This is a genomic window from Streptomyces sp. LMG1-1-1.1, from assembly GCF_040815545.1.
GTDB lineage: Bacteria > Actinomycetota > Actinomycetes > Streptomycetales > Streptomycetaceae > Streptomyces.
Window position 1 is genome coordinate 154,912 of record NZ_JBFPNH010000065.1, and the last position, 12,841, is coordinate 167,752.

Annotated in this window: 10 protein-coding genes; 7 read left to right on the top strand and 3 right to left on the bottom strand. The window is 72.1% G+C overall.

All coding sequences use genetic code 11. The features are described 5' to 3' along the window. Positions 1-4 precede the first annotated feature (4 nt). The 4 genes from MRBLMG1_RS31795 (at position 5) to MRBLMG1_RS31810 (ending at position 5,208) form a co-directional block, all read left to right on the top strand. Positions 5-1,576, top strand: a complete 1,572-nt coding sequence (locus MRBLMG1_RS31795; protein ID WP_367827625.1) for an NADH-quinone oxidoreductase subunit M — start codon at positions 5-7, stop codon at positions 1,574-1,576. Then, entirely contained in the window at positions 1,573-3,222 is a 1,650-nt protein-coding gene (gene nuoN / locus MRBLMG1_RS31800) for an NADH-quinone oxidoreductase subunit NuoN (RefSeq protein ID WP_367827626.1), read from the top strand. Before MRBLMG1_RS31795 ends, nuoN begins: the two co-directional genes overlap by 4 nt. Before the next feature lie 168 nt (positions 3,223-3,390). Next, positions 3,391-4,338, top strand: a complete 948-nt coding sequence (locus MRBLMG1_RS31805) for a helix-turn-helix transcriptional regulator (protein ID WP_367827627.1) — start codon at positions 3,391-3,393, stop codon at positions 4,336-4,338. Between the two features lie 42 nt (positions 4,339-4,380). Then, entirely contained in the window at positions 4,381-5,208 is an 828-nt protein-coding gene (locus MRBLMG1_RS31810; RefSeq protein WP_367827628.1) for a carbohydrate-binding protein, read from the top strand. An 8-nt stretch (positions 5,209-5,216) separates the two neighbouring features. On the opposite strand, the gene fahA is transcribed toward MRBLMG1_RS31810, so the two are convergent. Further along, positions 5,217-6,443 carry a fumarylacetoacetase gene (gene fahA, locus MRBLMG1_RS31815; RefSeq protein WP_367827629.1) on the bottom strand — a complete coding sequence of 409 codons (1,227 nt, stop codon included), beginning with the start codon at positions 6,441-6,443 and terminating at the stop codon, positions 5,217-5,219. A gap of 291 nt (positions 6,444-6,734) precedes the next feature. Here fahA and MRBLMG1_RS31820 point away from each other — a divergent pair, with 291 nt between their 5' ends. Further along, on the top strand, positions 6,735-8,069 hold the full coding sequence (locus MRBLMG1_RS31820; protein ID WP_367827630.1) for a peptidase: 1,335 nt from the start codon (positions 6,735-6,737) through the stop codon (positions 8,067-8,069). 61 nt (positions 8,070-8,130) lie between these two features. Here MRBLMG1_RS31820 and MRBLMG1_RS31825 read toward each other — a convergent pair whose 3' ends face one another. Beyond that, a complete protein-coding gene (locus tag MRBLMG1_RS31825; RefSeq protein ID WP_367827631.1) occupies positions 8,131-10,128 on the bottom strand; it encodes a CocE/NonD family hydrolase in 1,998 nt (665 codons plus the stop codon). Then, positions 10,128-10,346: a hypothetical protein gene (locus tag MRBLMG1_RS31830; RefSeq protein ID WP_367827632.1), complete on the bottom strand. Its 219-nt coding sequence runs from the start codon at positions 10,344-10,346 to the stop codon at positions 10,128-10,130. The genes MRBLMG1_RS31825 and MRBLMG1_RS31830 overlap by 1 nt, the downstream gene beginning before the upstream one ends. A 166-nt stretch (positions 10,347-10,512) precedes the next feature. Here MRBLMG1_RS31830 and MRBLMG1_RS31835 point away from each other — a divergent pair, with 166 nt between their 5' ends. Both MRBLMG1_RS31835 and MRBLMG1_RS31840 read left to right on the top strand, forming a co-directional pair. Beyond that, positions 10,513-11,523, top strand: coding sequence for a polyprenyl synthetase family protein (locus tag MRBLMG1_RS31835; protein ID WP_367827633.1), 1,011 nt, complete (start codon positions 10,513-10,515; stop codon positions 11,521-11,523). Positions 11,524-11,651: 128 nt separating this feature from the next. Then, on the top strand, positions 11,652-12,833 hold the full coding sequence (locus MRBLMG1_RS31840; protein WP_367827634.1) for a LolA family protein: 1,182 nt from the start codon (positions 11,652-11,654) through the stop codon (positions 12,831-12,833). The last annotated feature ends 8 nt before the right edge of the window (positions 12,834-12,841 follow it).

The following is a 12,841-nucleotide window of genomic DNA, read 5'->3' on the forward strand; positions in this document are numbered from 1 at the left end:
GCTCATGTCCTTCCCGCTCCTTACGGCGACGGCAGCGGTTCCGGCGGTCGGTGCGATCCTCACCGCCGCCGTCCCCGCCGCCCGCCGCACCGCCGCCAAATGGCTGGCGCTGCTGGTCTCGCTGGCCACGCTGGTGCTCGCCGGCGTCGTCTTCGGGCGCTTCGAGCCCGGCGGCGAGCGGTACCAGCTGACCGAGTCGCACTCCTGGATCAAGGACTTCGGGGTCCGGTACGAACTCGGGGTGGACGGCATCGGGGTGGCGCTCATCGCGCTCACCGCCCTGCTGATCCCCTTCGTGATCCTGGCCGGCTGGCACGACGCCGACCCGCTGGAGACCTCCTCGAAGCGGTGGCGGCCGACCCAGGGCTTCTTCGCCCTGATCCTCATGGTCGAGGCGATGGTGATCCTCTCCTTCGAGGCCACCGACGTCTTCCTCTTCTACATCCTCTTCGAAGCCATGCTCATCCCGATGTACTTCCTCATCGGCGGCTTCGGCGACCGCGCCCACAGCGGCTCCGACGAGAACGCGGCGGCCCAGCGCTCGTACGCGGCGGTCAAGTTCCTGCTCTACAACCTGGTCGGCGGCCTGATCATGCTGGCCGCCGTCATCGGGCTCTACGTGGTCGCGGGGAACTTCTCACTCACCGAGATCATCGAGGCGCGGGCCGACGGCACGCTGGAGATGGCGACCAGCACCGAGCGGTGGCTGTTCCTCGGCTTCTTCTTCGCCTTCGCGGTGAAGGCGCCGCTGTGGCCGCTGCACACCTGGCTGCCGAACGCGATGGGGGAGGCGACCGCCCCGGTCGCCGTCCTCATCACCGCCGTCGTCGACAAGGTCGGCACGTTCGCGATGCTCCGCTTCTGCCTCGGGCTCTTCCCCGAGGCCTCGAAGTGGGCCACCCCCGCGATCGTCGTCCTCGCCCTGATCAGCATCGTCTACGGGGCGCTGGTCGCCGTCGGCCAGCGGGACATCAAGCGCCTGGTCGCCTACGCGTCGATCTCGCACTTCGGCTTCATCATCCTGGGCATCTTCGCGATGACCACCCAGGGCCAGTCGGGCGCCACGCTCTACATGGTCAACCACGGCATCTCGACGGCCGCCCTGATGCTCGTCGCCGGCTTCCTGATCTCCCGGCGCGGCTCGCGGCTCATCGCCGACTACGGCGGTGTGCAGAAGGTCGCCCCGGTGCTCGCCGGCACGTTCCTGATCGGCGGTCTCGCGACCCTGTCGCTGCCCGGACTCGCCCCGTTCGTCAGCGAGTTCCTGGTCCTGGTCGGGACGTACGTCCGCTACCCGGTGGCCGGTGTCATCGCCACCACCGGCATCGTCCTCGCCGCGCTCTACACCCTCGTCCTGTACCAGCGGACGATGACCGGGCCGGTGAAGGAGGAGGTCCGGACACTGCCGGACCTGCGGCCGCGCGAACTGGCGGTGGTCGTCCCGCTGATCGCCCTGCTGATCTTCCTCGGGGTCTTCCCGAAGCCGCTGACGGATGTCGTCAACCCGGCGGTGCAGCACACCATGTCCGACGTCCAGCAGAAGGACCCCCAGCCCGAAGTGGAGGCCGCCAAGTGAGTTCCATGGCTGTCCACAGCTTGTGGACGACAGCGGCCGATCCGCTGAACAAGATCCCGGCCCCCCACATCGAGTACACGCAGCTCTCGCCCGTGCTCATCGTGCTCGGCGCCGCGATCGTCAGCGTGCTCGTCGAGGCCTTCGTGCCCCGCAAGGGCCGCTACCTCACCCAGGTCCTCCTGTCCGTCCTCGCCCTCGCCGCCGCCTTCGCCGCCGTCGTCGGCCTGGCGGCCGGAGGCTACGGCTCCACCAAGGCCCACATCGCGGCCATGGGCGCCATCGCCGTCGACGGACCCGCCCTCTTCCTGCAGGGCACCATTCTCCTCGCCTCGATCGTCGCGATCTTCACCTTCGCCGAGCGCAGGCTCGACCCGGCCGACCACGGCCACAAGGTCGACTCCTTCGCCGCCGAGGCCGCCGCCGTCCCCGGCAGCGAGCAGGAGAAGGCGGCCGTGAAGGCCGGGTTCACCACCACGGAGGTCTTCCCGCTCGCCCTGTTCGCCATCGCCGGCATGCTGGTCTTCCCGGCGGCCAACGACCTCCTGACGCTCTTCGTCGCCCTGGAGGTCTTCTCCCTCCCGCTGTACCTGCTCTGCGCCGTCGCCCGCCGCAAGCGGCTGATGTCGCAGGAGGCGGCCGTCAAGTACTTCCTGCTCGGCGCCTTCTCCTCGGCCTTCCTGCTCTTCGGGATCGCCCTGCTCTACGGCTACGCGGGCTCCGTCTCGTACGCCACCATCGCCGACGTCGTCGACGGCACGATCGCCTCCGTGGACCCGGCGCTCGCCGACACCATGGGCAACGACGTGCTCCTCCTCATCGGCTTCGCCATGGTCCTCATGGGGCTCCTCTTCAAGGTCGGCGCCGTGCCGTTCCACATGTGGACCCCGGACGTCTACCAGGGCGCCCCGACGCCGGTCACCGGCTTCATGGCCGCCGCGACGAAGGTCGCCGCGTTCGGCGCGCTGCTCCGCCTGCTGTACGTGGTGCTGCCGGGCCTCACCTGGGACTGGCGGCCGGTCATGTGGGGCGTCGCGATCGTCACCATGCTGGGCGGTGCGATCGTCGCCATCACCCAGACCGACATCAAGCGGCTCCTGGCGTACTCGTCGATCGCGCACGCGGGCTTCCTGCTCGCCGGTGTCATCGCGGCCACGCCGAGCGGGATCTCGTCCGTCCTCTTCTACCTGGGGGCGTACTCCTTCGTGACGATCGGCGCGTTCGCCGTCGTCACCCTGGTCAGGGACGCGGGCGGCGAGGCCACCCACCTCTCCAAGTGGGCCGGTCTCGGACGCCGTTCGCCGCTCGTCGCGGCGGTCTTCGCGGTCTTCCTGCTCGCCTTCGCCGGCATTCCGCTGACCTCCGGATTCTCCGGCAAGTTCGCGGTCTTCAAGGCGGCGGCGGAGGGCGGCGCCGGCGCGCTCGTCGTGGTCGGTGTGATCTCGTCGGCGATCGCCGCGTTCTTCTACATCCGGGTGATCGTGCTCATGTTCTTCAGCGAGCCGAAGGCGGACGGCCCCACGGTCGCCGTGCCGTCGGCGCTGACGTCGCTCACCATCGCCGTGGGCGTGGCGGTCACGCTGGTGCTCGGCCTCGCGCCGCAGTACTTCCTGGACCTGGCCGGCCAGGCGAGCGTGTTCGTCCGGTAGCGGCGGTCGTACGCGTGAGGGGCCCGGCTCGCTGAGAGCCGGGCCCCTCCGCCGTGTCCGGGCCCGGCGGGGGTGCCGCGTGCGGGGGTGACCCGTGGGAGGTGCCCGTGCCATCGTGGGAGCCGCCCCTGAATGGTCTGTACCAGTCGTCGAGAGGGAAGCGGCACGATGCGTGGCACCACCGTCTTACCCGGCACCCCCTGCGCCGCCGCGAGAGCCGGCGAGCCGCCCATGCACCGCCTGGAACTGCGCCTGCCCGACGACGTGCCCTTCGCCGCCGGGAGCTTCGACGCCGTCGGCCCGCTGTCCCGGGCGGCCTTCCCGCACCGGCACACCTTCCACGAGATCGTCCACGTCACCTCCGGCACCGGCACCCACGTCGTGGACCTGGCCCGCTGGCCGCTCGGCCCGCCCCACCTGGGCGTGATCCTGCCCGGCCAGGTGCACCACTGGGAGGACGCGCACGGCCTCGACGGCACCGTCGTCCTCTTCACCGAGGACTTCCTCCTCGACCACCCCGGCGACCGGGACCTCCTCCGCCGCCTCGGGGAGCACCCCTGGCACACCCTCGACGGGCCCACGCACGCGCGTACCACCCGGCTGATGGCCGAACTCGTCGAGGAGTACCGGCACGGCGCCGACGGCTTCGCGACCGTGCTGCGCTCCCTGCTGCACGTCCTCCTGGTCCGTACGGCACGGCTGCCGGGCCGCGCCGGGCCGGCCGGAGCCCCGCAGGCGGGGCCACCGCCGGGCCGACCGGGGGCCGTCGCCGAGGAGTTCGCCCGCCTGGCCGCCCGTACCGGAGCGGAGGGCAGGACCGTACGGGAGTGCGCCGAGCTGATCGGGGTCACCCCCGGGTACCTCACCGAGGCCGTCCGGGCCGCCACCGGCCGCACCCCCGGCGACCTCCTGCGCGCGGCCCGCACCCGGGAGGCCCAACGGCTGCTGATCGGCACCAGGCTGTCGATCCGTCAGGTGGCGGTGCGGGTCGGCTTCGACGACCCCGCGTACTTCTGCCGCTTCTTCCGCCGCGAGACCGGACGGAGTCCCGGGGAGTTCCGAAAACACCACGACCGCCGCGTTCCGTCCCTCGAAGGCGACGGCCCCCGCGCCTAGGTTCGTGCCGATCCCGCAGCCCCCCACATCCGAGGAGCAGGCATGGACAACGAGACCAGCACCGGGCACGTCACCCGCAAGGCGGTGCTGCGCGCCGCGCTCGCGGCCGGCATCGCGGCCCCCACGGTCCTCATGGGCGTCCCCGCGCTCGCCCGCACCCTGACCCCGTCCGACGCGCCGCCCGCGCTCACCCCGGCGTGCGACGACGGCGACGACCCCACCCCGCCGCAGACCGAGGGGCCGTACTTCAAGCCCAACTCGCCGCTGCGGTCCAGCCTGGTCGACGCCGGCAGCGCCGGCGTCCGGCTCACCGTCAGCGGCTACGTGTTCGGGCTGGCCTGCAAGCCGATATCCGGCGTCCTGCTGGACTTCTGGCAGGCCGACACCAACGGCGCCTACGACAACTCCGGATTCCGCTTCCGGGGGCACCAGTTCACCGACGCGAGCGGCGCGTTCAAGCTCACCACGATCGTGCCCGGCCTGTACCCGGGCCGTACCCGGCACATCCACGTCAAGCTGCAGGCCCCCGGCCGACCGGTGCTGACCACCCAGCTGTACTTCCCGAACGAACCCCGCAACAACACGGACACCATCTTCGACCCGCGGCTGCTCATGACCGTCCGGGACGCGGGCGGCGGCCGGGAGGCGGCCTTCGACTTCGTCCTGAGCGTGCCGCAGGACCCGGGGCCGACCCCGACGCCGACCCCGACGTCCACGGGCGTCCCCGGCGGCACCTGGGCCGCCGGGACCGCCTACCGGGCGGGCGACGCCGTCACCTACGGCGGCCCGGGCTATGTGTGCCTCCAGGCGCACACGGCCCAGGCCGGCTGGGAGCCGCCGAACGTCCCCGCGCTGTGGCGGGTCCGCTAGCCGTGTAGTCAGGCGGACGGAAGGATCCGGCCCCGGACCTCGCCCAGCGCCACGCGGGTGCCGTCCGGGCCCGGCGCCCAGGCCGTCAGGACGACCTCGTCGCCGTCCTCGAGGAACGTCCGCTTGCCGCCGGACAGTTCGATCGCGTCCCGCCCGTTCCAGGTGAGTTCGAGGAGCGAACCGCGCTGGTTCGTCTCGGGCCCGGAGACCGTGCCGGAGCCGTACAGGTCACCGGTGCGCAGCGAGGCGCCGTTCACCGTCATGTGGGCGAGCTGCTGGGCCGCCGTCCAGTACATGGAGGAGAACGGCGGCTCGGCGACGACCTCGCCGTTGATCTCCACGGAGATCCGCAGGTCGAAGCCGCCCTGCTCCTCCGCGTCCGCGTCGTCCAGGTAGGGGAGCGGCGGGAAGTCCCGGGCGGGCGGCGCGGTCCGGGCGGCGTCCAGCGCCTCCAGGGGCGTCACCCAGGCCGAGACCGAGGTCTGGAACGACTTGCCGAGGAACGGGCCGAGCGGCACGTACTCCCACGCCTGCACGTCCCGCGCCGACCAGTCGTTGAGCAGCGTCAGGCCGAAGACGTGCTCCCGGAAGTCGCCGAGCGCCACCGGCCGGCCGAGCTCCGACGGGGTGCCGACGAGGAAGCCGACCTCCGCCTCGATGTCCAGCTTGATCGAAGGGCCGAACACCGGGGCCGGGTCCGACGGCGCCTTGCGCTGGCCCGAGGGGCGTACGACGTCGGTGCCGGAGACCACGACCGTGCCCGCGCGGCCGTGGTAACCGATCGGCAGGTGCTTCCAGTTGGGGGTGAGCGCGTCGCCGTCGGGGCGGAAGATCCTGCCCACGTTCGTCGCGTGGTGCTCGCTCGCGTAGAAGTCGACGTAGTCCGCGACCTCGTACGGCAGGTGCAGCGTCACCGCGTCCAGCGGGTGCAGCAGCGGCTCGACGTCCGCGCGGTGCGCGGGCACGGTCACCCACGCGGTGAGGGCCCGGCGCACGTCGTGCCAGGCGGTCCGCCCGGCCGCGAGCAGCGGGTTCAGGGAGGGCTGGTCGAGCAGGCTCGCGTACGGCGAGCCGAGGGCGTGGGCCGCGGCGCCCGCGTCCAGCACGTACCCGCCGATCCGGACGCCGAGCCGGCGCCGGCCGGGCTCGTCCGCGGTGGAGAAGACGCCGTACGGGAGGTTGTGCGGGCCGAAGGGATCGCCCTCGGCCAGGTCGAGCGGGCTGTGCTCGGACATCGGTACGTGCCTCGCTTTCCAGGTGTGTGGGGGACACGTTACGGGCCGGGCCGCCGGGCGCGGATGACATGGATCACACAGAAACCGCGGCCTCCGTGGGCAACTGTCCCGCTTCGCGGGGTTTGCGTTCCCGGCGCCTTCGGAAACCTCTGCGAGCTGCGGAAACAGGGCTGCCGCCGGGGCCTTTCCGGCCATACGATCATGCCGGTGTCGCGCCGCGTGAAGTAGCCGCAGGCGCACGCCCACCACCACACTTCGCACTCTTTCTCTGACCAGGAAAAGGTCCGCATCGTGAAGATCCGCCGCATTCTCGCGACCGCCGTGGCCGCCGCCGTGACCACCCCGGTGGTGTTCCTCTCGGCCGCTCCCGCGTTCGCCGACACCAAGCCGACCGCCCCGCAGTCGCAGAGGCCGGCGTCGCACGGGGACGACATCGACGACGAGATGCCGTCGATCGACGAGCTCAAGGCCGCCGTCGCCGTGGCGCAGAAGGCGTACGACGAGGCCGTCGCCGACCTCGCCAAGGCCAAGGACGACCTGAAGGCCCTGGACAAGGCCGACCACGCGCTCCGGACGAAGGTCGCCGACGCCACGAAGGCCGTCGAGGCCGCCGTCGCCGCCAAGACCGCCGCCGACGACAAGCTGGCCAAGGCCGTGCAGGCCGAGAAGGACGTGCAGGCGAAGCCCGACGCCACCGAGCAGGAGAAGGCGGACGCCGCCGCGGCCGTCACCGCCGCCAAGACGGAGGCCTCCGCCGCCGCCACCGCGAAGACGGCCGCCGACGCGAAGCTGACGGAGGCCACGGCCGCCCTCACCGCCGCCAAGGACGCCGCCTCCCGCGTGGTCAAGCTCGCCGAGAAGGTCGAGAAGACCGCCAAGCAGGAACTCGCCGACGCCAAGGAGGAGCTGAAGCTCGCCGAGGAGATCGAGGAGGAGTGCAGGGTCGACCGCTCCGTCAAGGTCGCGCTGAGCGGCCCGAAGACGGTCACCGCCGGCAAGCCCGCCGTCTTCTCGCTGCGCGTCACCAACAAGTCCGACCGCGCCCTGGACGTCGTCAACGCCTTCGCGACCGCCGTGCGGCTCCCCGACCCGGGCGAGGAGGTCGACGACGAGACGGACCTCGCCGACCGCCTCATCCCGATCGAGTGGTCGTCCGCCGACGTCCTGGAGTGGACGCCGATCACCGAGACGTACGAGTCCATCGAGGTCGGCAAGCTCGCCAAGGGCGCCTCGTACGACGTGAAGCTGCGCCTCACGGTCGACGCCAAGTCGCCGGCCGGCCGGGGTGTCGCCTTCTCCTACGTCGACTACGAGAACAAAGACGGCTCGTGCGGCATGAGCTCGGACTACCCGGACGCCGACTTCACCATCGTCGCCGCCGACAAGGGCGACAAGCCGACGCCGTCCCCGTCGACGTCGACGCCCGCCCCGTCCCCGAGCGCCACCACCGGCAACGGCAACACCTCGCAGCAGGGCGGCTCGTCCCGTACGCCGGTGAACGGCTCGCTCGCCGCCACCGGTGCGAACGACACCCTGCCGCTCGGCCTCGCCGCCGCCGCGGCCGTCGCCCTGGGCGCCGGCGCGCTGGTCGTCGCCCGCCGCCGCGAGGCCGACGCGGACGCGTAGGCACCCGCGGAACGTACGAGGGCCCGCACTCCGGATTCGGGGTGCGGGCCCTTCCGCGTGCTCAGCCCGCCGTGCGGGGGATCCGTTCCTCCCAGGTGCGGTGGAAGACGACCTCGCCGCCCTGCTTGCAGACCAGTTCGTCGACGGTGAAGAAGGCGTCCGCGTCGCAGGAGATCTCCGAGCGGGTCTCGACCGTGCAGTCCCAGGCGAGTTCGGGCCGGTGGAGCCGGATCGACCACTCGGAGCGGGTACGGGCGGACAGCGGGCCGCTCTCGTCGATCGTGTACGTCTCCACGGCGTCCTCGGTGAACTCCAGGCCGTCGGGGTACACGCGCGTGCCGCCGTACCGGGGGTCGACGTCGAGCCGCCACTCGCCCTTGGCGACGTCCCGGACGACCACCCGCTCGGGGCGCTCCTCCTCCAGGGTGCGGGGGTGGACGACGCCGAGCGGCTCCGCCTGCTCCGGTTCCTCCCACTGGACGGCGTCGTCGGTGTGGGCGCGGACCGGCAGGGTGAGGTTCGAGCCCGCCGGGTCGAGGGTGAAGCCGGCCGCGTCCGGCTGGGGCCAGATCCACGGCCAGTAGGTGGAGGAGACGGCGAGGCGGACCCGGTGGCCGGGCGGGAAGGTGTGCCCGATGCCGTTGAGCTCGAAGACGAAGCTCTCCGTCTCGCCGATCTGGGCCTCCACGGCCCGGTCGCGGCCGTAGCGGGCGGAGAAGTTCAGCGCGCCGCGGGTCACGAGGGTGGAGGAGCCGTCGGGGGCGATGTCGCAGAGCCGGGCGATCACCTGCCCGGTGGGCGCGGCCGTGCGCAGGGCGAGGCTGACGGACGGGCGGCCGAGGATCTCGATGGGGCCGCCGTCCTCGGGTACGGGGAAGTCGAAGCAGGCCGAGTGGGCGTCCTCGTCGCGCTGGTCGGGCGGCAGGTCCGCGTCGTTGCCGAAGGGGAAGAAGCGGCCCGCGTCGAGTCCGGTCTGCTGGGGCGAGTCGACGACCACGGGCGGCCCCTGGAAGGCGTACGTGACGGGTGTGACGTGCGGGGAAGGCCAGGACGGGTCGGCGACCCAGCGGCCCGGCAGCTCCTCGTAGACCGTGGCGGGCCGGTGCGACTCGCTGATCCAGGAGCGCAGCAGCGGCTCGGCCATCACGTCGTTCTCGACGCCCTTGAGGTGGTGGTCCCACCAGCGCAGGGTCTCCTGGAGGAAGCCGATGGCGGGGCCGGGCGGCAGGCCGCGGTCGGGGTACTGGTGGGACCAGGGGCCGATGATGCCGCGCACCCGGTCCTGGGGGAGGTGCCGGGCGAGCCGCAGGACGGTGTCCCGGTAGGGGTCGTGCCAGCCGCCGACGGCGAGGACGGCGGCGCGGACCGCCCCGTAGTCCTCGCAGACGCTGCCGTGCTTCCAGTACGCGTCCCGGGTCTGGTGGGCGAGCCAGGTGTGCACGAGGGGCTTCACGGTCTCCAGGCGCCGCAGCCACATGTCGCGCCACTCGTCGCCGACGTACCGCGGGTCCGGCGGGCGGGCGACGAAGGCGAGCATGGTGGCCGACCAGGCGTGCATGTCGACGCCGAGGACCGAGCCGCCCATGTAGTGCACGTCGTTGTCATAGCGGTCGTCGGTGGAGCAGACGGTGACGATCGCCTTGAGGGGTTCGGGGGCGAGGGCGGCGACCTGGAGCGCGTTGACGCCGCCCCAGGAGATGCCGAACATGCCGACCTTGCCGGTGCACCACTCCTGCTCGGCGAGCCAGTTCACCACCGCCACCCCGTCGGCGAGCTCGACCGCGTCGTACTCGTCGCCGGGCAGGCCGTCGCTGTTGCCGTGGCCGCGGACGTCGACGCGTACGGACGCGTACCCGTGTCCCGCGTACCAGGGGTGGCGCTGCCAGTCCCGGGGCGCGGTCCAGTCGGTGAGGCGGTACGGCAGGTATTCGAGGAGCGCCGGTACGGGGTCCTCGGTGAGCGGGCGCCACACGCGCGCGTACAGCCGGGTGCCGTCCGGGAGGGGGATGCGGACGTCCTCGTGGCGGGTCTCGTACGGGAAGTCGGTACGGATCTTCATCACGGCTCCCTAGTGGACGGGGTGCATGGTGCGGTGCGGCCAGGGCGCCAGGGCGCCAGGGCGAGGCCGAGTAGGACCGCCCGGCGCGGGGCGGCCGGGGCGAGGGCGAACGCGGCGGCGTGCGTGCGCCCGGCCGGGTGACGGCTGCCGCCCTCCACCACGTCCTCGGGGGGCGGCCGCTCCCCGTTCGTCTCGGTGTCGATCGCTGTTCGGGACAAAACGCCTACTCCTGCTCGTATCAGCTGATCACGAACATACCGGGGGTGACGGGAAGGCGCCCACGGTGATCGAAAGGTGACCGGATACGCTGGCTGGAGTGCATCCAGCGACACATCGACAATCCATGTGATCGTCAGCAGGCGTCAGCAGACAGGAGACCCCCTCGTGACCGTCGTCGGGCCGTTCGGTCTTAGCGTGCGGGACCAGGCTCTTGAGGCCGATGTCCAGACCGGTTTGGCGGCTGTGGAGGCGGGCCTCCTGGACGCCACCAAGAGCGATGTCCCCTTCATCACGGAGGCCGCGCAGCACCTCGTGCTCGCCGGCGGCAAGCGGTTCCGCCCCCTGCTCGTGATGCTCGCCGCCCAGTTCGGCGACCCCTACGCCCCGGGCGTGGTGCCGTCCGCCGTGGTCGTCGAACTCACCCACCTGGCCACGCTCTACCACGACGACGTCATGGACGAGGCCGACGTCCGGCGCGGCGTCGACAGCGCCAACACCCGCTGGGGCAACTCGATCGCCGTCCTCACGGGTGACTTCCTCTTCGCCCGCGCCTCGCACACGCTCGCGGACCTCGGCCCCGAGGCCGTACGCATCCAGTCCGAGGCGTTCGAACGCCTGGTGACCGGCCAGATCCTGGAGACCGCGGGCCCGACCGACGGCCGCGACCCCGTCGACCACTACCTCGACGTCCTCGGCGGCAAGACCGGCTCCCTCGTCGCCGTCTCCTGCCGCTTCGGCGCCATGATGTCCGGCGCCGACGAGTCCGTCGTCGACATCCTCACCCAGTACGGCGAGCGGCTCGGCGTCGCCTTCCAGCTCGCCGACGACGTCCTCGACATCGCCTCCGACTCCCACGAGTCCGGCAAGACCCCCGGCACCGACCTCCGCGAGGGCATCCCCACCCTGCCCGTCCTGCGCCTGCGGGCCGCGGCCGCCGCCCACGGCCGCCCCGAGGACGTCGAACTCGTCGCGCTCGTGGACGGCGACCTCACGGACGACGCCCGGCACGCCGAGGTCCTGCGCCGGTTGCGCGCCCACCCCGCCCTGGAGCAGGCCCGCCGCGACACCGTGCGGTACGCGGAGGAGGCGCGCGCCATGCTGGAGCCGCTGCCCGACTGCTACGCCAAGGCGGCCCTCGCGGAGATGTGCGACGCGGTGGTCCACCGCGCGGGCTAGGGCTTCTCGGGGTCGGGTCATCCCGAAGCAGTACGCCAGGTTGATCCCGGGGTCTGACGATTCCGCGTCCCCGGTTTGGTCAGATGGAGACATCGACCACACCAGGGCGCACGGAGGTAGCGGAGACCATGGCAGCGAACGAAGTTCGTAGCGAGACCCGTCGCAAGGCGAGCCGGTACATCGTCCCGGTCGCGGTGGCCGGAGTGGCCGCGGCGACCATCGGCCTCGTACCGGCCCTCGCGGCGTCCGGCGACCCGGACCTGCCGGAGATCACGGCACAGCAGCTCATCGAGAAGATCGCCGCCTCGGACACCCAGACCCTGTCCGGCACGTTCCGCGTCTCCACCGATCTGGGCCTGCCGTCCCTCGGCGGTCTGGCCGGCATCGGCGGCGGCGCCGGCTCCGGGTCCGCGGACCCCGCGGAGAAGCTCACCGAGCTCGTCTCGGGCACCCACACGCTGCGCGTCGCGGCGGACGGCCCCGAGCGCCAGCGGCTCACCCTGCTCGACGGCTCCGACGAGTACAGCCTCATCCACAACGGCGACGACGTCTGGGGCTACGACAGCAAGTCGAACGAGGTCTTCCACGAGAAGGACGCGTCCGGCGCCCCCGAGGCGGACGAGCACCTCCCCGGCACGCCCAAGGAGCTCGCGGACGAGGTCCTGAAGGCCGCCGGCGACACCACGTCGATCACCGTCGGCGGTACGGCGAAGGTGGCCGGCCGGGACGCGTACCAGCTGGTGATCAAGCCGAAGCAGGCCGGTTCCACGGTCGAATCGGTGAAGATCGCGGTGGACGCGGCGAACGGCACCCCGCTGAAGTTCACCCTCTCCTCGGTCGAGGGCGGCAAGCCCGTCGTCGACGCGGGCTTCACGAAGGTCGACTTCGGCAAGCCGGCGGCGTCGGAGTTCACCTTCAAGGCGCCGAAGGGCGCGAAGGTGACGGAGGGCGCGGCGGAGGAGGGCGCGGACGCCGCCGACTCCGGCGACGGGCTCCCCGAGGGCCTCGAAGGCCTCAAGGACGGCTTCCCGGGCCTCGGCGGGGCCACCGGCGGCCCGAACGTCATCGGCGAGGGCTGGACGACGATCGCGAAGTTCGACACCGGCGCCCCGGCGCCCACGACGGACGAAGCGCCGAAGGAGATCCAGGGCTTCCTGGACTCCCTCGGCGACAAGGTCACCGGCAAGTTCGGCTCCGGCACCGTCTTCAAGACGAAGCTGGTGAACGCGCTCCTCACCGACGACGGCCGGGTCTACGTCGGCGCGGTGACCAAGGACGCGCTGGTGGCCGCGGCCGACTCCGGCAAGTAGCGGCCTGG